The organism is Ruegeria sp. AN11, from assembly GCF_056536005.1.
The window spans coordinates 3,874,471-3,893,191 of the sequence record NZ_JBQFJD010000001.1; the positions used below are offsets into that span (position 1 = coordinate 3,874,471).

The window sequence follows — 18,721 nt, forward strand, 5'->3', positions numbered from 1 at the left end:
TCAGAAAAGGGCCAGAAACCGGTCGATCTGTTCCGCACTGATGGACCAGTCGCAGACAAGGCGGCAGGCCAGCATCTCGTCTTCGTCCGCCCCGTCCAGTTCATCACCCCACATGTGATAGACCGCGCCCTTTTCGTGCAGGCGACGATGCAGGTGCCTCGGGAAACGGGCGAAAACGATATTGGCTTGCGGCTCGTGCAGGAAATCCGCACCGGCCGCCTGCAATCCTGCCGCCAGCCTTGCGCAATTCGCGTTTGCCTGCCGGGCTGCGCGCAGCCACAGATCGTCCCGCAGATAGGCCGCCATCTGCGCCGACAGATAGCGGTGTTTGGAAAACAGATGCGCGCCCCGCTTGCGGCGCAATTCGAATTCCCATGCTTTGCTTTCGTCAAAGAAAACAACCGCTTCGACGCCCATTAGCCCGTTCTTGGTGCCGCCAAAGCTTACGGCGTCCACCCCGGCTTTCCACGTCATTTCGGCAGGGGAACAGTTCAGCGCGACCAGAGCATTGGCGAACCGTGCCCCGTCCAGATGCACCGGCAGACCGAATTCCCGTGCAACACCGCACAGCCCCTGCAATTCGGCGAGCGAATAGACAGACCCGCGCTCGGTCACCTGAGTGATCGATACAGGGCCGCGCTGCGGACCATGTACGCCGCGGGTCTCCTCGCCCAGAATGCTGCTGCGCAATGCCTCTGGCTGCATCTTGTCGCCGCCGGGCACCAGCGTCAGCTTGGCGCCGCTGTAGAACTCGGGCGCGTTGCACTCATCCTCGTGAATGTGGGCGACGGGCGAGCAAAAGACGGTGTCCCAAGGGTTCGCCAGTGTCGCCAGCGCCAGCGAGTTTGCAGCCGTGCCTGTCGCCACCAGGTATACCGCCGCGCCCGGCGCCTCGAAGACGCCTCGGATCCGGTCGCGTACCTCGTTCATCAGCGTGTCGGCGCCATAGGCCATCTGATAGCCCTGATTGGCTTCACTCAGCGCGGTCAGCACTTCGGGATGGACTGGTCCGGAATTGTCAGAGGCGAAAAACATCAGACGGGCTCCTCGATAATATGGTCTTCCCACTCTTCCAGAGGGGTCTCGAATTCGGAAACGGTGCGCCCCTGAACGGAAACCCCGGCCGCATGAACGCTGTCCGGAGTCCCCGATATCAAGGGGTGCCAGTCATACAAGGGCTTGCCTTCCCACAGCAGCCGGTAGGCACAGGTCTGCGGCAGCCAATAGGCGTGATCGTCAATATTGTCCGGGGTCATCACGATGCATTCCGGCACGAACTGATGGCGGATGTCGTATTGCGTGCAGCGGCAGCTTTCGTCGTCCAGCAGGCGGCAGGCGACGCAGGTCAGGGCGACCTCGCCCGTGTCTTCATCTTCCAGCTTGTTCAGGCAGCATTTGCCGCAGCCATCACACAGGGCCTCCCATTCGCGCTGGTTCAGGCGACGCAGGGGCTTACGCTCCCAAAAGCGATGCGACAGGCCGCCGCGTTCGATCGGGTCTTGTTTCATTGGCCCGCCAGAACCTCGCGGGCACGGGCACAATCCGCATCCATCTGCGCGACCAGCCCGTCCAGCCCCTCAAACGTCATTTCCGGGCGCAGATAGTCCACCAGCCCCACCGACAATGTGGCACCGTAAAGATCGCCCGAGAAGTCGAACAGAAAGGTCTCGATATTCGGCACTGCGCCATTGAACATCGGGCGTGTCCCAACAGATGCGGCACCGCGATAGCTGCCCTGATTGGGTCCATCCAGAACGTCAACCAGCACCGCGTAGACGCCGAATTTCGGCGGGTGCAGCCCTTCGATGGACATGTTGGCCGTCGGAAAACCCAGTTCGCGCCCGCGTTGTTCCCCGCCGATGACCTCGCCTTCGATCCGATGCCAGTGACCCAGCATCGAGGCGGCGTCGCGCGGGCGTCCGTCACTCAGCGCCTGTCGGATCGCGGTGGATGAGACCACATGCTCGGACCGTTCCTTCAGCGGCGCGATGGTGACACCAAACCCCATGCCCCGGCCAAACCGGACCATGTCATCGGCTGTGCCGCTGCGTCCCTTGCCAAAACAGAAATCGGCCCCCACCACCACATGCGCCAGACCCAGGCCTTTGCAAATGACATCGCGCGCGAATTCCTCGGGGGTCAGGCCGGCCAGCGCACTGTTGAAGGGCAGCTCATACAGCTTCTGCACCCCAAGTTTTTCCAGCCGATGCGCCCTGCTGTTGCCGCGCATCAGGCGGAAAGGGGGGCTGTCTGGCGCGAAAAACTCGCGTGGATGCGGCTCAAACGTCATGACACCCAAGGGCGCATCTGGCGCGGCCTTGCGCGCCAGTTCGATGACCGACCGATGGCCGATATGAACGCCGTCAAAGTTCCCGATCGCCACGCTGGCGCCCCGGTCCTGAGGCTCGACAAACTGAAAATCCCGGATGATGCGCATGGCGTCTGCCTAGCGGGACTGAGAGGCGGGTTCAAGACCTGCCGATAGCAGATCAGACAGAGTTCGCCTCAGTCAAATTTCCGCGAGGGGGCCAGAACCATGGCTTCGCCAACCAAAACCTTTTTGCCTTCGACAGAACAATGGCAGTCCAGCTTGACGCGCCGCTTCGAAAAGTCGATGTCGATGACCTTGACCTCGGCATAAACCATGTCGCCGGGGCGGACCGGAGCCAGAAACTTCAGCGACTGGCCCATGTATACGGTACCGTGACCGGGCAGCTGCTCACCGATTACCGCCGAAATCAGGCCGGCCGTCAGCATCCCATGCGCGATGCGCCCTTCGAAAATCGTGTCGCGGGCATAATCGTCGTCCAGATGAACCGGGTTCCGGTCGGTCGACACCTGGGCAAACATCTCGATGTCCTCGTCCGTCACCACTTTGCGCAGGTGGCGGCTCATGCCCATTTCAATGTCTTCGATACAGATCGTTCCGCGCGGAAGATTGTCCAACATGTTGCCCTCACTTGCAGTTGGCGGAGAAATAAAAAACCGCCCGTAGCCATCGATTGGCAACTTTATTACTTCGCAAGTGCAGAAAATCAAGCCTTATTTTATTACCTCAGACGGCCGATCGAATAGGTTGGGTTTATTTTTTCTTTTTCAATATAGCTGTTTAGCGCATCCGGGTCAGGCTGGTATGACGTTTTTGTCTCGGATGCAGCCAGACCGCCGGATATGAACAGGGAATCAATCCCTTCCCCTATGCCGCCGGCGATGTCCGTATGTGGACCGTCACCGATTGCCAGAATATCGGCATCAGCGATATCCGCGCCCAGTTCCTGCAACCTGCGCCGGGCCAAATCATAAATCGGCGGATGAGGCTTGCCAAAATACAGGCTCTCACCGCCCATTTCGGTGTAAAGGCGGGCCAGAGCCCCTGCACACCATTCCCGCACTTCACCACGATCCACGACAATATCGGGGTTTGCGCAGAGCAGCTTCAGCCCTTTTTGTTTGGCGTACAGAAAATCGGCCCGGTTGACCGCCGGGTCCGCCATGGGGTCGAACGGGCCGCAGCAAACAATTCCTTCGGCTTCATCCAGCGGCACCCGTTCGATCTGGATTGGGTGATGCAACAGCTTGAGTGGTTCAAAGAACCCTTCGTCGCGCTCCCATTCGCCCATGAAATAGACTTTCTGACCAACCGTGCCTCGGAACATGGCCGACCGGGCCGAGTCGCCACTGGTGGCGATGGTGTCATATGCGTCGGCGGGTACGTTGAACTGTGTCAGTTGCACTGCCACACCGGCACGGGGTTTTGGTGAGTTTGTGACCAGAACCACCAAACCACCCGACGCGCGGTAAGTTTGCAGCGCAGCAACCGCTTCGGGGAAGGCTGTAATGCCATTGTGCACGCAGCCCCACAGGTCAACGAACAGAGCTTTGTAGCGGTCGGAAACCTCGGCAATCGATTGGATGATCTGTGTCATGTCAGGCCCCTGTTGACGCGGTGGGAAAGTCATCAAAGCCTATGGCAGAGGAATACCGGTTTGGCCAGTAGGGGCTTTGCCCCCGCCGCCCTTCGGGCGTCTCCCCCAGGATACTTTCAGCCAGATGAAGCAGGGGATCCAAACTTCATCTGGCCAAAAATATCCCGGAGCGCGAGGCAGAGCCTCGCAAAAAAAAACAGGCGCCCGATAAAGGCGCCTGACTTTCTGTAAAGAGTTCGGTGTCAGACCTTGAGGTTCGGGATGATCTGTTTCTTGCGGCTCATGATACCGGGCAGAACCACGGCATCGCCGTCGACCGAGGCGCCAAAGCTTTTTTCGGCAACGGATTTGACCAGATCGTTCGGAACCAACAGGGTGGCTTCTTCGTTCAGGATGTCCACAACGAACAGCAGAACCTGATCCACACCATCTTCCCGGGCTACATCCGCCATCGAGCCTGCCAGGCTGTCCTTGCGGTCCAGAACCACACCGGGCGCGGTGGTTTCAAGAACCGAGACGCGGAATTTGGTGCCGTCGACCTCGTATTCTTTGCTGTCCATGCGGATCAATTCCGCGTCGGAAAAGGACGAAACGTCCGACTTCGCGGCGAACATGTCGGCAGCGTATTCCGAGATATCCAACTCAAGTTCGGCGGCGAGCTTTTCCGCGACCGCACGATCGCGTGGGGTCGTGGTCGGCGAGCGGAACTCCAGCGTATCGGACAGAATGCAGGTCAGCGCCGCGCCTTTGATGGCGTCAGGCATCTTGGCCGCGTCATCCCCGATCAGGTCGATCATAATGGTTGCGGTACAGGCCAGTGGGCGAACGGTAATGTCGATCGGGCCTTTGGTTTCCAGGCCGCCAACCAGCTTGTGGTGGTCGATGATGGCGCGGATATCGGCGCCGTTGATACCGGCAGGCAGCTCGGCGGGGTTGTTGGTGTCGACGATGACGACCGGAGCGCCCTCACTCACGTCTTCGATGATCCGCGGTTTCGGCAGATCCCAGTGGCGCAGCATGAAGGCGGCTTCGGTATTGGGTTCGCCCAGCAGCACGGGCTCGGCTTTCTCGCCCTGGATTTCGTTCAGATACCAGGCCCACAGAATGGGCGAGCCGGTCGAGTCAGTGTCGGGGGACTTGTGGCCGAAAACCTGGATTGTCATGTCAGTGTCCTGCAGAAATGGGATTTTGCGGGCCTTATAGGGTGGACAGACAGGCTTGTCACCCGGCTGTGCGCCAGATGCGACTGTTCGTCAAATCTGACTGTCAGATCAAAAGGGCGCGCGGGTCAGCGTGAAGCCCGCAAGCTGTAATTGATGCAACAACCCCTGCTGACCTGCCAGATGCCCCGCACCCACGGCGATGACGGCCGTTTGGTTCTTCAGTTCCAGAATGTGCTTCAGCCAGTTGTCGTTGCGCTGGATCAGCAATTGCTGCTCGAACGCCTTCCATTCGGCATCAAATTCTTCCTGCGTCAGACCTGATGCGTCGAACCCCTGCAGCAAGGAAAGCTGGATGATTTCGGCATGTTTTTCTTCCAGATAGGCGTTGGTCATCGTGGCCAACTGGTCTTCGCTGGCCTCCAGCGCGCCGGCAAGCCGGGCCAGTGACTGGGCCTGTTCTTCGATCGGATGGCTCTCGAACATCGCAATGACATCTTCGACCTGTTCCAGCGAATGCTGCGGGATACCGTGAGTATCGGCGAGTTCGGACAGGCGTGCATCCATGCCGCGGTCTCCGTCCGGGGTCTGGGCGACGCAGGATGGCACGCCCAATGTCAGGCTCAAAAACCAGGGGCGCAACTTGGCGGCGGTCCAGGCGGGAATGCCGCGTTTGGCCAAGGTGGCTGACAGGGCGGCCCAATCCTCGGCCGACATCAGATCAATCAGAGTCGGCCCCGATGTGATCAGCAAAGGGCTGGGGTCCTTGGCCAGAGCCTGCTCGAACGCTTTCATCTCGGCCTGCGAGGTTTCAAAGAAAAAGGCGTCGGCGTCTTTCAGGAGCGGTTCCAACCGCTCGACCACGGCGGACATGCGCGGGTCATTGACGTGCAGGGTTCCGATCAGATGCATTACCGTGTCGCCCCTCACGGCAACCCAGTGGTTGCCTTCGGGAAAGGGGATGCCGTCCAAGGCGTGTTCAAGGCGGGTCGCCATCTCGGGTGTCATGTCCGCCCTCAGGTCGCGGCCTTCGCAAGCGGCGTGAAGGCTGGCAGGCAAGATCAGGCACAACAGAAATATAAGAAGGCGCATCGTTTTCCCTGCTTTGACGGTCATCCTACCGGGCGCGACATTGCCTTTCCTTTCGGCGATGCGCAAGCTGAAGGGACTGGCAACGTCTGGCAATCCCGGCCGAATAGCCTAGCATGGTGAGATGAAGCGCGAACAGGACCTATACCCGCCGATCAAGGCGTTGCTTGAGCGTCAGGGATACACTGTCAAGGGCGAGGTCGGCGCAGCCGATATCGTTGCCGCGCGCGACGGCGATGATCCGGTCATTGTCGAGCTGAAGCTGGGGTTTTCGCTGGCCCTGTTTCATCAGGCGATCGCGCGCCTGAAAGTAACCGATCAGGTCTATGTCGGTGTGCGCAAACCGAAGGGCCGGACCGCAAGGCGGGCGCTGAGGGATAATCTGTCCTTATGCCGCAGGCTGGGTTTGGGCCTGATTACCGTCCGGGAAGATGGCCGGGCCGAGGTGCATTGCGACCCGGGGCCGTACGCGCCTCGCAAGAACAAGGTAAGGGCCGCGCGGTTGTTGCGGGAATTCGACCGGCTGCAAGGAGACCCGAATGCGGGCGGGGCCACGCGGCACGGAATCGTGACCGGGTACCGCCAAGACGCCCTGAAATGTGCGGCCCATCTGGCGGAATGCGGCGCGACCAAGGGATCTGACGTGGCCAGCGCAACCGGAGTTACCGGGGCGACGCGCATCATGCGCGACAATCACTATGGCTGGTTCGAAAAAGTCGAAAAGGGGGTCTACCAATTGTCGGCCTGTGGATCCGAGGGGCTGAAGCACTGGGCCTACAGCTGGGAACAGCAGGACTGAAGCCCGAAACGGCCCCGCTGGAATCCCGGACGCAAAAAGTTTCTCACATCTTGTTGACTCGGCCTTTCCAACTCCCTAGCTATGCGTCGTTATCACTCGGATGACCCGAGTGCTAACGCCTCGCCGTTAGGTGAGGGGAGGATAAACAAACTTTGAGCCCAAGGAGCTGCAAAGATGGCATTGAAACCGCTTCATGACCGTGTGCTGGTCCGTCGCGTTGAAAGCGAAGAGAAAACAGCAGGCGGCCTGATCATTCCTGACAGCGCAAAAGAAAAGCCCAGCGAAGGCGAAGTCGTTGCAACCGGCGAAGGCGCACGCAAGGACAGCGGCGAACTGATCGCAATGGCCGTAAAAGCCGGCGACAAGATCCTGTTCGGCAAATGGTCGGGCACCGAGGTCAACGTCGGCGGCGAAGAGCTGCTGATGATGAAAGAAAGCGACATCATGGGGATCATCGAGTAAGCCTGTGCGCTTTCTCTGATCTTCATTTCCAACATATTTCTCAAGGAGAAACGACATGGCTGCAAAGGACGTCAAGTTCGACACCGATGCCCGCAACCGTATGCTGAAGGGTGTGAACATCCTGGCTGACGCGGTTAAAGTGACCCTGGGCCCCAAAGGCCGCAACGTGGTTCTGGACAAATCCTTCGGCGCGCCGCGCATCACCAAAGACGGTGTTTCGGTTGCCAAGGAAATCGAACTGGAAGACAAGTTCGAAAACATGGGCGCGCAGATGGTGAAAGAAGTCGCCAGCCGCACCAATGACGAAGCCGGCGACGGTACCACCACCGCAACCGTTCTGGCACAGGCCATCGTCAAAGAAGGTCTGAAGCAGGTTGCAGCGGGCCTGAACCCGATGGACCTGAAGCGCGGCATCGACCTGGCAACCGCCAAGGTTGTTGAAGGCATCAAGGCCGCTTCCCGCGAAGTCAAGGACTCGGCAGAAGTTGCTCAGGTTGGCACCATCTCGGCCAACGGCGAAGCCGAAATCGGTCAGCAGATCGCAGACGCGATGCAGAAGGTTGGCAACGAAGGCGTTATCACCGTCGAAGAAAACAAAGGTCTGGAAACCGAGACCGACGTTGTCGAAGGTATGCAGTTCGACCGTGGCTACCTGTCGCCCTACTTCGTCACCAACGCAGACAAGATGATCGCAGAACTCGACGACTGCATGATCCTGCTGCACGAAAAGAAACTGTCCTCGCTGCAGCCGATGGTTCCGCTGCTCGAGCAGGTGATCCAGTCGCAAAAGCCGCTGCTGATCATTGCCGAGGACGTTGAAGGCGAAGCGCTGGCAACTCTGGTTGTCAACAAACTGCGCGGCGGTCTGAAAATTGCTGCTGTCAAAGCACCGGGCTTCGGCGATCGCCGCAAAGCCATGCTGCAGGACATCGCAATCCTGACCGGCGGTCAGGTCATCAGCGAAGATCTGGGCATGAAGCTCGAGTCCGTGACCATGGACATGCTGGGCACCGCCAAGAAGATCGAAATCACCAAAGACGAAACCACCATCGTCGACGGTGCTGGCGAGAAGGCCGAGATCGAAGCACGTGTTGCCCAGATCCGCACCCAGATCGAAGAAACTTCGTCGGATTACGACCGCGAGAAGCTGCAAGAGCGCGTTGCCAAACTGGCAGGCGGTGTTGCTGTTATCCGCGTCGGCGGCATGACCGAAGTTGAAGTGAAAGAGCGTAAGGACCGTGTGGACGATGCTCTGAACGCAACACGCGCTGCCGTTCAGGAAGGCGTCGTTGTGGGCGGTGGTGTTGCTCTGGTTCAGGCCGGTAAAGCACTGGAAGCTCTGAAGGGTGCAAACGCTGATCAGGACGCAGGCATCAACATCGTTCGTAAGGCTATCGAAGCGCCGCTGCGCCAGATCGCCGAGAACGCAGGTGTCGACGGTGCGGTTGTTGCAGGCAAAGTTCGCGAATCCTCGGACGCTGCCTTCGGCTTCAACGCGCAGACCGAAGAATATGGCGACATGTTCTCGTTCGGCGTGATCGACCCGGCCAAAGTTGTCCGTACCGCTCTGGAAGACGCGGCATCGGTTGCCGGTCTGCTGGTCACCACCGAAGCGATGGTTGCAGACAAGCCGCAGAAAGACGCACCTGCCGCAGGCGGCATGCCCGACATGGGCGGCATGGGCGGCATGATGTAAGACGTCGAATTCGCTCCGGCGAATTCTGACGACCCCGACAGGTGCCAGGCCCTATGGTCAGGCTGCTTCACGGGGACGCACAGTACAAAGGAACGGGGTCGTCTTCGGGCGGCCCCGTTTCGGTTTCGATGGCCGCGATGCGGCCATGCCTCCGGCGGGAGTATTTGGGAAAAGATGAAGCGCCGGGTGTTTGCGGAAAGGACTGTCCAGTTCGCGGCGAACCGGCTATGCGGTTGATATGAGACTGTTCCTGCTGACCACCCTGACCATGTGCGCCTTCGCGGCGAACTCGATCCTGAACCGGCTGGCAATCGACAGCGGGGCCGCCGATCCGGCGGGATTTGCTGTGGTGCGGGTTCTGTCTGGGGCCTTGATGCTGGTGGCGCTGGTCCGGCAACAAGGCGGGCCTCTGCCGGTATTTCACAAGCGCAGAGTTATCGGGGCCGGGTCACTGTCCATTTATATGATCGGGTTTTCGATGGCGTACCTGACGCTTGATGCGGGATTGGGGGCGTTGATCCTGTTCGGGGTTGTACAGATTTCCATGTTTGCCTTTGGCGCCGTGTCAGGTTCGGGTCCCACCGCGCGCCAGGTGGCCGGAGCGGGGATTGCGCTTGCCGGACTTGGGTATGTGTTGTGGCCATCTGGTGCTGTTCAGGTCGACTTGTCCGGCGCCGCGCTGATGACAGCGGCGGGTGTGGGCTGGGCCGCTTATTCGCTGGCTGGCCGGTCCGAGCCCGACGCATTGCAAGGGACAGCTGCCAATTTCGTGGTTGCCCTGCCGGTCACGGCCGTTGCGCTGTTTTTGTTGGGCGGAGTTTGGCAGATGGCACCCGCGGGGTATGCGCTGGCGATTTTGTCCGGCGCCGTAACCTCGGGGCTGGGTTATGCGCTGTGGTATCGGGTTCTGCCGCAGCTTTTGCCTGCGACCGCGGCCGTGGTGCAACTGAGCGTTCCGATCATCGCCATCGCGGCTGGCATTGCCCTGCTGGGGGAAACGGCAGGTCTGCGTCTGGCTGTTGGAACCGTCGCGGTTCTGGGCGGCATTGCGATGGCCGTATCGCGACGGAAGACCGGCTAGGGGTTTTCACGATCCACTATAAGCCTTATCTGGCGGCTATGAGATTTCTGGTCGTATTGCTTCTTTGCCTCGCTCCATCTTTTGCCAGCGCGAAATGCGTTGTTTTGCTGCATGGGCTTGCGCGCACCAAGGCTTCGTTTTCGGTGATGGAGCAATTGTTTAGCGCCCACGGCTACAAAGTCGTGCGTCCGGATTACCCGTCAACGGATCTGCCCATACCCGAACTGGCCCGGCAGACCGTGCCGGACGCCCTTGCCGCCTGTGGGGACGAGACCGCAAATGTCGTGGCCCATTCGATGGGCGGGATTCTTCTGCGGTACTGGCTGCAGGACAATACACCGGACAACCTGGGCCGCGTGGTCATGCTGGGCCCGCCAAACCAGGGCAGCCAACTGGTTGATGAGCTTGGCTCATGGGAGGTTTTCGGTATGCTCAACGGTCCAGCCGGGTTGGCGCTGGGAACGGGACCGGAGGGTATTCCCGGCCAGTTGCCGCCGGTCGAATTCGATCTTGGCGTAATCGCGGGAGAAAACTCGCTGAACCCTTTGTTTTCGTCGATGATCGAGGGGCGGGATGATGGAAAGGTGTCAGTGCGAACCACCCGTGTCGCAGGCATGGCCGATCACATCGTATTGCCTGTGACCCATACCTTCATGATGAACAACCCCCGGGTCATGGCGCAGGCGCTGCATTTTATCGAGTTTGGCCGCTTTGATCCGCAGATCACCTGGCTGGACGGTGTCATGGATGTCATTGACGAGATCTGTATCGGAGAGGACTGTTCAGAACCTCCGTCGGAGCCGACGCGATGACCGCACTTGAACTGACCTTCACCCGGGCGGATGTTCTTGTGTCAGGTCACGAAGTGACGCGAACCGAACTGGCCGTGGCGGACGGGATCATTCAGTCCTCGGGGGCCGGACGGCAGATCGATGTGTCGGGATACACCATCCTGCCGGGGATCGTCGATCTGCACGGGGACGGGTTTGAGCGTCATCTTGCGCCGCGTCGCGGAGCGATGAAGCAAATGGCCGAAGGTCTGGTGTCGGCCGAGGCGGAACTGGCCGCAAATGGTATTACCACAGCCGTGCTGGCCCAGTTCCATAGCTGGGAGGGCGGCGTGCGCGGCCCGGGATTTGCGGGCCAGGTCTTTGACGCGATTGCCGGGGTCAGGGATACCGTCGTGACGGATCTGTTGCCCCAGTTGCGGTTTGAAACCCACATGCTGGACGACTATGCGGACCTGCCCGAGCGTATTGCCCGGTGGCAGGTGCCTTATGTGGTGTTCAATGATCATCTGCCGCATGACCGCCTGGCGCAAGGGCGCACACCGCCGCGTCTGACCGGGCAGGCGCTCAAGGCCGGGCGCAGCCCTGAAGCGCATCTCGAAATGCTGCAAGAAATGCATGCCCGGTCAGGGGAAGTACCGGCAGCGCTGGAACAGCTTTGCGCCACGCTGTCCGATCGCGGTGTCCGGTTGGGCAGTCATGACGACGCCACGGCCCGGGCCCGGGCAGACTGGCGCGCGCGTGGGGCCCGGATATCAGAGTTTCCCGAAACGCTGGAAGCCGCCGAGGCGGCCCGTGCTGCCGGTGATCACGTCATACTGGGGTCTCCGAACGTGGTGCGGGGCGGCTCGCACAAAGGCAATGCCAGCGCGCTTGACCTGATCACGATGGGCCTGTGCGACGCGCTGGCGTCGGATTACCATTACCCCAGCCCGCGCCGCGCGGCCCTGATGCTGGCCAAAAGCGGTCTGCTGGATCTGGCCGGGGCCTGGGCGCTGGTCTCGTCAGGGCCTGCGCAGGTGCTGGGTCTGACGGATCGCGGCACGCTTGCATCGGGCAAACGGGCCGATCTGGTGATCTTGGAAACCGCCACCAACCGTGTCGCGGCCACTCTGGCGGGTGGGCGCGTCAGCTACATGTCCGGGGACATCGCGGCGCGCCTGGTGGCATAAGCGCGCTGCGTCTCCTCTAGTTCACGAACAGCTTCGACTGAGGCATCGCACGCCGGCACGATACCCCTCAGCGGATGACCCGGTTGAAATGGCCCATCTTGCGGCCTGCCTTGACGTCGGCCTTGCCGTAAAGATGCAGCGCCACATCCCGTTCGCGGGCCAGATCGGGCACACGGTCCATATCGGCGCCGATCAGGTTCTCCATGACCACGTCGGAATGCCGCTGGCCATCCCCCAGAGGCCACCCTGCGACAGCGCGGATGTGCTGTTCGAACTGATCCACGGCGCATCCATTCTGGGTCCAATGTCCCGAGTTGTGAACACGCGGGGCGATTTCGTTGACGATAAGACCCTCGGCCGTGACAAACAGTTCAACGCCCATCACCCCGACATAATCCAGCGCGTTCAGAATATTGGCCGCCAGCAGCACGGCATCCGTTCGCTGCGAGGGCGACAGCCGCGCCGGTACGGTCGTTGTATGCAGGATACCGTCACGGTGGACGTTTTCACCGGGATCGAAACAGGCAACTTGACCGTCCAGACCACGGGCGGCGATGACGGACACCTCGTGCGAGAAATCCACGAAGCCTTCCAAAATGGCAGGCGCCCCCGCCATATCGGCCAGTGCGGATTCGGCGTCGTCGGGCGCGCGCAGCCGGGCTTGACCTTTGCCGTCATAACCGAACCGGCGGGTTTTCAGAATGGCGGGTGTGCCGATCTCATCAATCGCTGCGCGCAGGCTGTCCAGATCTGTGATGTCGGCAAAGGGTGCCGTTTTCAGGCCCAGTCCCTGCAGAAAGCTCTTCTCGGTCAGCCGGTCCTGACTGACCCGCAGGGCTTCGCGGCCCGGGCGAATGGGGCGATGCGCTTCCAGCAGATCCAGTGCCTCGGTCGGGATGTTCTCGAACTCATAGGTGATGAAATCCACGTCTTCGGCAAAGGCACTCAGGGCGTCGGCATCGTCATAGGCGGCAGTGGTCACGCGGTCGGCGACGTGGCCAGCAGGCGGGTTCGCGCCTGGCTCAAATATATGCGTGACAAACCCCAGACGGGCCGCTGCGACCGACAGCATCCGGCCCAGCTGGCCACCGCCCAGAATTCCGATCCGAGCCCCGGTTTGCAATGCTTCAGTCATCGGCAGGCTCCTCGGGGATAGAGGCCGACAGGGCCTCGCGCCAGGCATCCAGCCGTCCGGCCAGTTCGGCATCCTGCAAGGCCAGGATACCAGCAGCCATCAACCCGGCATTGGCACCACCCGCCGATCCGATGGCCATGGTCGCCACCGGAAACCCTTTCGGCATCTGAACGATGGAATAGAGGGAATCGACACCCGACAGGGCCCGCGTCTGAACCGGCACTCCGATCACCGGAATCCGTGTCTTCGAAGCCATCATGCCCGGAAGATGCGCTGCCCCGCCGGCACCCGCAATGATCACCTGCAAGCCGCGCGACACAGCGGTTTTGCCATAGTCCCACAGGCGATCCGGCGTGCGATGGGCCGACACGATGCGCGCCTCGTAGGCAACACCCAGTTCGTCCAGAATATCCGCGGCTTCCTTCATCGTGGGCCAGTCCGATTGGCTGCCCATTATGATGCCTACCTTGATCTCACCCATCCGCATTTTCCCCGGCTTTTCAAAGAGCGCGCACTATAGCCAAATCCACCTGTCTGGCAATGCGTCAGGCGATGATGTCGGGGGTCAGGCGGTCCTCGATCAGCCGGATGATGTCCTTCAGCCGCAGTTTCTGCTTTTTCAGCCGTTTGATGGTCAGCTGGTCCGAGGTACCCATTGCCTGCAGCGCCTCAATCGCTTCGTCCAGATCGCGGTGCTGACGTCGGAACACCTCAAGTTCAACCCGCAAAACCTCATCAGTTTTCATGGAAAGATCGGTAGGCGCATTCATAGGCGACTCAGTCGTAGTTGTGGTGCTTTCCACACAAGATAGTGTGTCAGGGTTTATCGGGCCAGACCTTGTGGACATCCCTGCATATTCCCATATTCTATTACACGCGGTTGCCGCAACGGGGCCGCACTACCCGTCGCTTTGACATAAAAGGACGAGAAAACGTGTCAAAACTTACTCTTGGCTCATACCCGCATCTTTTGGGGTTCGAGCAGTTGGAACGCCTTCTGGAACGGTCTGCAAAGGCTGGCAACGAAGGATACCCGCCCTACAATATCGAACAGACATCGGATTTTTCGTATCGCATCACCCTGGCCGTGGCTGGGTTCGCGGAAGAAGATCTGTCGATCACCATCGAGGATCGCCAGTTGGTGATCCGGGGCCGTCAACGCGACGACAGCGAGGGGCGTATCTTTTTGCACCGAGGCATTGCGGCGCGTCAGTTTCAGCGCATGTTTGTGCTGGCAGACGGGGTCGAGGTCGGCGAGGCGATCATGGAAAACGGTCTGCTGCACGTGGATCTGACCCGCGCCGTGCCGGAAACCGTGGTACAGACGATCAACATAAGGAAGGGGTAAGAGCAATGAATACACCGATTGAGATTAACACCGAAGGCGACCGGATCGTGTATGTCAAAGCGGTCGATGTTGCCGATCTTCCCTTGGAAGTGCGAGAGCAGGCTGGTGATCTGGATCAGCTTTATGCGGTTCACGATTCCGACGGACAGCAATTGGCGCTGGTCGCCGACCGGAAACTGGCTTTTGTCCTGGCCCGTGAACATGACTTTTCACCGGTGGCCGTTCACTGAACGGCCCCGCCTCCGGCTGTTTTTAGCGTGACAATGACCGCCATAGCGGCGACATATGCGAACCGGAAGGGCCGGATGCGCCCGTAATTCATATGGTTCGGGGAAAGTGACGCATGAGCTGGTTCGATTTTGACTGGGTAGACGCCTTCAGCGACCGGGCATTTGGCGGAAACGGTTGTGCCGTGGTCCACGGTGGTGCTGTGCTGTCGCAGGAAGTGTGCATGGCCTATGTCCGCGAAACCTCGCTTGTGGAATGCACCTTCACCGGCCCTTCGGAAGTCGCGGATGTGCATGTGCGTTACTTCCTGGCCAGTCGCGAAATCCCATTTGCCGGGCATCCCACCATCGCCACCGTAGCAGCCATGCGGTCGCGCGGGTTGTTCGAAGGTGACTGCCTGACGCTGGAAACCGGGGCAGGGATCGTATCGATCCGCTTGAGCGGCGATGAAATTGAGATGACGCAGGTTGCCCCCCAATTTGGCCAGCACGTGCCGGCGGAACTTGTTGCCGCCGCGATCGGCCTTTCGGAAAGCGCCATCATCTCCCCGCCCCAGTTCGTGTCGACCGGATTGCCGTTCTGCATCACCGTGTTGCGCGATCATGATGCCCTGCGGGCCGCAAAACTGTCCGAAGAGCCTCTGCGCAAGGTGGCCGAGAAGGCAGGTTTTTCGGGCTCAGATATGGCCGAACCCTTCCTTGTGACGCTGAAGGGTGCAACGTCTGAAGGTGACACATTCTCGCGCCTGCTGCTGGCGCCACCCAGCCCGCCAGAGGATCCGTTCACCGGCTCGGCCACGGGCGCCATGGCGGCTTACCTGTGGAAATACGGCCTGATGCCGAAGGACACCTTTGTGGCCGAGCAGGGGCACGACATGGGCCGCCCCGGACAGGCGACTGTCACGCGAATTGGCCCCCCGGACGCGATGACCGGGATCAGGGTTGCCGGTCGCGGCCATGTCCTGATGCGTGGTCAGGTCGACCTGCAAGAGACATTGCAATGACCCGTCCCGCGATTGCCATTTTGCCATACGGCCACCGTCTGGGTCCGAAACTGGGGGCAGTTCCCCTGTCCGATCTCATCTGGCCCGAGGGCTGCCCAGAGCGCCTGACCGGCAAGACCATCGGCGATCTCGAGCGCACCGATCACCTGATCATGTACCCCAACTCTACCGTACATCTGCGCCTGCGCCGCGGCACACGCGCGCGCATTTCGTTGATGATGGGGGAACCTTCGGCCATTCACGCCAAGCACGACCGGATGCTGCGCTGGACCCATCGCCGCTTTTTCCGGGTGTTCACCTTTCACGACATCCTTCTGCAGACCATCCCGAACGCCGTGTTCCTGCCCTACGGCGATACGCAGGTGTCGGACTGGCAGGATCTGAAAACTGAAAAAAAACGCTCCTGTTCCCTCATCGCGTCGGCCAAACGGGATCAGGTTGGGCATGAATTGCGGCACGAACTGATTGACTGGGTCCGGGAAAGTGGCGCGGATGTCGATGTAATGGGCCGGGGTTACAAACCGTTTGAGAACAAGTCCGATGGTCTGGCCCAATACCGGTACTCGGTGGTTATCGAGAACGTCCGGGAACGGAACTACTTCTCGGAAAAGCTGATCGATGCGATCCTGTGTTCGACCGTGCCGATCTACTGGGGATGCCCGAATATCGACGACTTCATGGACACTTCGGGCATGATCCTGTGCGAATCCAAGGCTGAAATTCAGCAGGCGATTGCGGATGCATCGCCAGAGGATTTCACCGCCCGTCTGCCGCATGTGCAGGCCATTCAGGCCAAAGCCGCCGAATTTGGCGCCTTCGAGCGCCGCGCAGTCGAGGCGCTTCGCGCGGAACTGAATTCCGGAAGTTGAGAGAAGATAACCCCCGGCATAGACCGGGGGCTTCCGTGTTCAGGTTCTGAAACCGGCTCAGGTCGCGGCAATCAGGCCCATGCTTTCCAGTTTCAGCAGTACCTGGTGGGCGCAGTTGTCGACCTCGACATTCTCGGTTTCAACGCGCAGTTCCGGGTTCTGCGGTACGTCGTAAGGGTCCGAGATGCCGGTGAACTCCTTGATCTTGCCTTCCCGCGCCAGCTTGTACAGGCCCTTGCGGTCGCGACGCTCGCATTCCTCGATCGTGGTGGCCACGTGAACCTCGCAGAACGCGCCGAATTGTTCGATCTCTTCGCGAACCGCGCGGCGGGTTGTGGCATAAGGCGCGATCGGCGCGCAGATGGCGATGCCACCGTTCTTGGTGATTTCAGACGCCACATAGCCGATGCGGCGGATGTTCAGATCCCGGTGTTCCTTCGAGAAGCCCAGTTCCGATGACAGGTTCTTACGCACAATGTCACCGTCCAGCAAAGTCACCGGGCGGCCGCCCATTTCCATCAGCTTGACCATAAGCGCGTTGGCGATAGTGGACTTGCCCGAGCCCGAGAAACCGGTGAAGAACACCGTAAAGCCCTGCTGGCTGCGCGGCGGCTTGGTCTTGCGCAGTTCTGCAACGACTTCGGGGAAGCTGAACCATTCGGGGATTTCCAGACCTTCGGCCAGACGGCGGCGCAGTTCGGTGCCCGAGATGTTCAGGATCGTGACCTTGTCCTTGTCCAGGATCTCGTCATTCGGCTCGTACTGAGCACGCTCCTGAACATAGACCATGTGTTTGAAGTCGACCATCTCGACGCCGATTTCGTCCTGAAACTGGCGGAACAGATCCTGCGCGTCGTAGGGGCCATAGAAATCCTCGCCCTGGCTGTTCTTGCCGGGGCCGGCATGGTCGCGGCCCACGATGAAATGGGTGCAGCCGTGGTTGGCGCGGATCAGGCCGTGCCAGACCGCCTCGCGCGGGCCGGCCATGCGCATCGCCAGGTTCAGCAGCGACATCGATGTGGTGGATGCGGGATACTTGTCCAGTACCGCCTCGTAGCAGCGGACACGGGTAAAGTGATCGACATCACCCGGCTTGGTCATGCCGACAACCGGATGGATCAGCAGGTTGGCCTGCGCCTCCTTGGCGGCGCGGAAGGTCAGTTCCTGATGCGCTCGGTGCAGCGGGTTGCGGGTCTGGAACGCCACGATGCGGCGCCAGCCCAGCTTGCGGAAATAGGCGCGCAGCTCGTTTGGGGTGTCGCGGCGGGCGCGGAAATCGTAGTGGACCGGTTGCTGAATGCCGACCACGGGGCCGCCCAGATATACCTTGCCGGCCACGTTGTGCAGATAGTTCACGGCCGGGTGCGCGTCGTCGTCCGCGCCAAAGACTTTCTCGGCCTCACGCGCCTTGTCCGGTGTCCAACGGTCGGTCACGGTCATGGTGCCCAGAATGACGCCTTCCTGATCGCGCAGGGCAATGTCCTGACCCAGTTCGATGTTCTCGGCAAAATCTTCGCTGACATCCAGCGTAATCGGCATCGGCCACAGGGTGCCGTCAGCCAGGCGCATGTTTTCCACGACGTTGTCGTAGTCGGCCTCGGACAGGAAACCCTTGAGCGGGTTGAACCCACCATTCATCAGCAGCTCCAGATCGCAGATCTGGCGCGGGCTCAGGTCCCAGCTTGTCAGATCGGCGGCTTCGACCTTCAGTTTCTGGGCCGAGTCATAGGATACGTACAGTTCAGGGATCGGTGCCAGATTGCTTAACATCGTCATCAGAATACTCTTATTACAGTGTGGTGTTGCCTGTCGTCGCGGCGCATGTGCCCCGATGCAGGCCCGGAGTCCATATACCTTCATGAAACAAAGGACGATATGCGTCGAATTCTCCCGGATTGGAAGGATTTTCCATGTTTGGAATGCAATTGCGATCGAGGTTCTTCAAATTGGCAACAATTCCGCCGT

Annotated in this window: 21 protein-coding genes; 10 read left to right on the top strand and 11 right to left on the bottom strand. The window is 60.3% G+C overall.

Annotation, left to right across the window (positions count from 1 at the left end; translation table 11 throughout):
- The 7 genes from ACR3EQ_RS19130 to ACR3EQ_RS19160 all read right to left on the bottom strand — a co-directional run bounded on the left by ACR3EQ_RS19130 (position 1) and on the right by ACR3EQ_RS19160 (position 6,178).
- Entirely contained in the window at positions 1–1,035 is a 1,035-nt protein-coding gene (locus ACR3EQ_RS19130) for a threonine aldolase family protein (RefSeq protein ID WP_480491612.1), read from the bottom strand.
- Entirely contained in the window at positions 1,035–1,508 is a 474-nt protein-coding gene (locus ACR3EQ_RS19135) for a YcgN family cysteine cluster protein (protein ID WP_170614759.1), read from the bottom strand. Before ACR3EQ_RS19135 ends, ACR3EQ_RS19130 begins: the two co-directional genes overlap by 1 nt.
- Positions 1,505–2,437 (bottom strand): bifunctional riboflavin kinase/FAD synthetase, encoded by a 933-nt coding sequence (locus ACR3EQ_RS19140; protein ID WP_170614758.1) that lies wholly within the window; start codon positions 2,435–2,437, stop codon positions 1,505–1,507. Before ACR3EQ_RS19140 ends, ACR3EQ_RS19135 begins: the two co-directional genes overlap by 4 nt.
- Before the next feature lie 68 nt (positions 2,438–2,505).
- Complete coding sequence (locus ACR3EQ_RS19145) at positions 2,506–2,949, bottom strand: MaoC family dehydratase (RefSeq protein WP_170614757.1); 444 nt, start codon at positions 2,947–2,949, stop codon at positions 2,506–2,508.
- 101 nt (positions 2,950–3,050) lie between these two features.
- Positions 3,051–3,926 (bottom strand): TIGR01459 family HAD-type hydrolase, encoded by an 876-nt coding sequence (locus ACR3EQ_RS19150; protein ID WP_170614756.1) that lies wholly within the window; start codon positions 3,924–3,926, stop codon positions 3,051–3,053.
- 242 nt (positions 3,927–4,168) lie between these two features.
- Positions 4,169–5,089 (bottom strand): manganese-dependent inorganic pyrophosphatase, encoded by a 921-nt coding sequence (locus ACR3EQ_RS19155; protein WP_170614755.1) that lies wholly within the window; start codon positions 5,087–5,089, stop codon positions 4,169–4,171.
- Positions 5,090–5,197: 108 nt separating this feature from the next.
- A complete protein-coding gene (locus ACR3EQ_RS19160; protein ID WP_170614754.1) occupies positions 5,198–6,178 on the bottom strand; it encodes a TraB/GumN family protein in 981 nt (326 codons plus the stop codon).
- A gap of 121 nt (positions 6,179–6,299) precedes the next feature.
- Between ACR3EQ_RS19160 and ACR3EQ_RS19165 the strand changes: the two genes are divergently transcribed.
- From ACR3EQ_RS19165 to ACR3EQ_RS19190, 6 genes are all read left to right on the top strand, one after another.
- Positions 6,300–6,974: a DUF2161 family putative PD-(D/E)XK-type phosphodiesterase gene (locus ACR3EQ_RS19165; RefSeq protein WP_170614753.1), complete on the top strand. Its 675-nt coding sequence runs from the start codon at positions 6,300–6,302 to the stop codon at positions 6,972–6,974.
- Positions 6,975–7,148: 174 nt separating this feature from the next.
- Positions 7,149–7,436: a co-chaperone GroES gene (locus ACR3EQ_RS19170; RefSeq protein ID WP_170614752.1), complete on the top strand. Its 288-nt coding sequence runs from the start codon at positions 7,149–7,151 to the stop codon at positions 7,434–7,436.
- Positions 7,437–7,491: 55 nt separating this feature from the next.
- Positions 7,492–9,132, top strand: coding sequence for a chaperonin GroEL (groL, locus tag ACR3EQ_RS19175; RefSeq protein WP_170614751.1), 1,641 nt, complete (start codon positions 7,492–7,494; stop codon positions 9,130–9,132).
- A gap of 238 nt (positions 9,133–9,370) precedes the next feature.
- Complete coding sequence (locus ACR3EQ_RS19180; protein ID WP_480491615.1) at positions 9,371–10,213, top strand: DMT family transporter; 843 nt, start codon at positions 9,371–9,373, stop codon at positions 10,211–10,213.
- A 38-nt stretch (positions 10,214–10,251) separates the two neighbouring features.
- Positions 10,252–11,025, top strand: a complete 774-nt coding sequence (locus ACR3EQ_RS19185; protein WP_170807913.1) for an alpha/beta fold hydrolase — start codon at positions 10,252–10,254, stop codon at positions 11,023–11,025.
- Positions 11,022–12,173, top strand: a complete 1,152-nt coding sequence (locus tag ACR3EQ_RS19190; RefSeq protein ID WP_480491616.1) for an alpha-D-ribose 1-methylphosphonate 5-triphosphate diphosphatase — start codon at positions 11,022–11,024, stop codon at positions 12,171–12,173. The genes ACR3EQ_RS19185 and ACR3EQ_RS19190 overlap by 4 nt, the downstream gene beginning before the upstream one ends.
- A 67-nt stretch (positions 12,174–12,240) precedes the next feature.
- Here ACR3EQ_RS19190 and ACR3EQ_RS19195 read toward each other — a convergent pair whose 3' ends face one another.
- From ACR3EQ_RS19195 to ACR3EQ_RS19205, 3 genes are all read right to left on the bottom strand, one after another.
- The gene (locus ACR3EQ_RS19195) at positions 12,241–13,308 is read right to left on the bottom strand and encodes a 5-(carboxyamino)imidazole ribonucleotide synthase (RefSeq protein WP_480491618.1); all 1,068 of its coding nucleotides are present in this window, start codon (positions 13,306–13,308) and stop codon (positions 12,241–12,243) included.
- Entirely contained in the window at positions 13,301–13,789 is a 489-nt protein-coding gene (purE, locus tag ACR3EQ_RS19200) for a 5-(carboxyamino)imidazole ribonucleotide mutase (RefSeq protein WP_321254452.1), read from the bottom strand. The genes ACR3EQ_RS19195 and purE overlap by 8 nt, the downstream gene beginning before the upstream one ends.
- 64 nt (positions 13,790–13,853) lie before the next feature.
- Positions 13,854–14,078 (bottom strand): YdcH family protein, encoded by a 225-nt coding sequence (locus tag ACR3EQ_RS19205; RefSeq protein WP_480491619.1) that lies wholly within the window; start codon positions 14,076–14,078, stop codon positions 13,854–13,856.
- A gap of 164 nt (positions 14,079–14,242) precedes the next feature.
- Here ACR3EQ_RS19205 and ACR3EQ_RS19210 point away from each other — a divergent pair, with 164 nt between their 5' ends.
- The 4 genes from ACR3EQ_RS19210 (at position 14,243) to ACR3EQ_RS19225 (ending at position 16,756) form a co-directional block, all read left to right on the top strand.
- Positions 14,243–14,656, top strand: coding sequence for an Hsp20 family protein (locus ACR3EQ_RS19210; protein WP_058275530.1), 414 nt, complete (start codon positions 14,243–14,245; stop codon positions 14,654–14,656).
- 5 nt (positions 14,657–14,661) lie between these two features.
- The gene (locus ACR3EQ_RS19215; protein WP_170614745.1) at positions 14,662–14,886 is read left to right on the top strand and encodes a DUF1150 family protein; all 225 of its coding nucleotides are present in this window, start codon (positions 14,662–14,664) and stop codon (positions 14,884–14,886) included.
- Between the two features lie 113 nt (positions 14,887–14,999).
- Positions 15,000–15,887 (top strand): PhzF family phenazine biosynthesis protein, encoded by an 888-nt coding sequence (locus ACR3EQ_RS19220; protein ID WP_480491621.1) that lies wholly within the window; start codon positions 15,000–15,002, stop codon positions 15,885–15,887.
- Positions 15,884–16,756 carry a glycosyltransferase family 10 domain-containing protein gene (locus ACR3EQ_RS19225; RefSeq protein ID WP_480491622.1) on the top strand — a complete coding sequence of 291 codons (873 nt, stop codon included), beginning with the start codon at positions 15,884–15,886 and terminating at the stop codon, positions 16,754–16,756. Before ACR3EQ_RS19220 ends, ACR3EQ_RS19225 begins: the two co-directional genes overlap by 4 nt.
- Positions 16,757–16,813: 57 nt before the next feature.
- Here ACR3EQ_RS19225 and ACR3EQ_RS19230 read toward each other — a convergent pair whose 3' ends face one another.
- A complete protein-coding gene (locus tag ACR3EQ_RS19230) occupies positions 16,814–18,532 on the bottom strand; it encodes a bifunctional sulfate adenylyltransferase/adenylylsulfate kinase (RefSeq protein ID WP_170807918.1) in 1,719 nt (572 codons plus the stop codon).
- Positions 18,533–18,721 lie beyond the last annotated feature (189 nt).

Excerpts from the sequence above, each read along its gene's own strand:
- ACR3EQ_RS19130 (WP_480491612.1), bottom strand. The coding sequence starts at position 1,035 with ATGTTTTTCGCCTCTGACAATTCCGGACCAGTCCATCCCGAAGTGCTG.
- ACR3EQ_RS19135 (WP_170614759.1), bottom strand. The coding sequence starts at position 1,508 with ATGAAACAAGACCCGATCGAACGCGGCGGCCTGTCGCATCGCTTTTGG.
- ACR3EQ_RS19140 (WP_170614758.1), bottom strand. The coding sequence starts at position 2,437 with ATGCGCATCATCCGGGATTTTCAGTTTGTCGAGCCTCAGGACCGGGGC.
- ACR3EQ_RS19145 (WP_170614757.1), bottom strand. The coding sequence starts at position 2,949 with ATGTTGGACAATCTTCCGCGCGGAACGATCTGTATCGAAGACATTGAA.
- ACR3EQ_RS19150 (WP_170614756.1), bottom strand. The coding sequence starts at position 3,926 with ATGACACAGATCATCCAATCGATTGCCGAGGTTTCCGACCGCTACAAA.
- ACR3EQ_RS19155 (WP_170614755.1), bottom strand. The coding sequence starts at position 5,089 with ATGACAATCCAGGTTTTCGGCCACAAGTCCCCCGACACTGACTCGACC.
- ACR3EQ_RS19160 (WP_170614754.1), bottom strand. The coding sequence starts at position 6,178 with ATGCGCCTTCTTATATTTCTGTTGTGCCTGATCTTGCCTGCCAGCCTT.
- ACR3EQ_RS19165 (WP_170614753.1), top strand. The coding sequence starts at position 6,300 with ATGAAGCGCGAACAGGACCTATACCCGCCGATCAAGGCGTTGCTTGAG.
- ACR3EQ_RS19170 (WP_170614752.1), top strand. The coding sequence starts at position 7,149 with ATGGCATTGAAACCGCTTCATGACCGTGTGCTGGTCCGTCGCGTTGAA.
- groL (WP_170614751.1), top strand. The coding sequence starts at position 7,492 with ATGGCTGCAAAGGACGTCAAGTTCGACACCGATGCCCGCAACCGTATG.
- ACR3EQ_RS19180 (WP_480491615.1), top strand. The coding sequence starts at position 9,371 with ATGAGACTGTTCCTGCTGACCACCCTGACCATGTGCGCCTTCGCGGCG.
- ACR3EQ_RS19185 (WP_170807913.1), top strand. The coding sequence starts at position 10,252 with ATGAGATTTCTGGTCGTATTGCTTCTTTGCCTCGCTCCATCTTTTGCC.
- ACR3EQ_RS19190 (WP_480491616.1), top strand. The coding sequence starts at position 11,022 with ATGACCGCACTTGAACTGACCTTCACCCGGGCGGATGTTCTTGTGTCA.
- ACR3EQ_RS19195 (WP_480491618.1), bottom strand. The coding sequence starts at position 13,308 with ATGACTGAAGCATTGCAAACCGGGGCTCGGATCGGAATTCTGGGCGGT.
- purE (WP_321254452.1), bottom strand. The coding sequence starts at position 13,789 with ATGGGTGAGATCAAGGTAGGCATCATAATGGGCAGCCAATCGGACTGG.
- ACR3EQ_RS19205 (WP_480491619.1), bottom strand. The coding sequence starts at position 14,078 with ATGAATGCGCCTACCGATCTTTCCATGAAAACTGATGAGGTTTTGCGG.
- ACR3EQ_RS19215 (WP_170614745.1), top strand. The coding sequence starts at position 14,662 with ATGAATACACCGATTGAGATTAACACCGAAGGCGACCGGATCGTGTAT.
- ACR3EQ_RS19220 (WP_480491621.1), top strand. The coding sequence starts at position 15,000 with ATGAGCTGGTTCGATTTTGACTGGGTAGACGCCTTCAGCGACCGGGCA.
- ACR3EQ_RS19225 (WP_480491622.1), top strand. The coding sequence starts at position 15,884 with ATGACCCGTCCCGCGATTGCCATTTTGCCATACGGCCACCGTCTGGGT.
- ACR3EQ_RS19230 (WP_170807918.1), bottom strand. The coding sequence starts at position 18,532 with ATGACGATGTTAAGCAATCTGGCACCGATCCCTGAACTGTACGTATCC.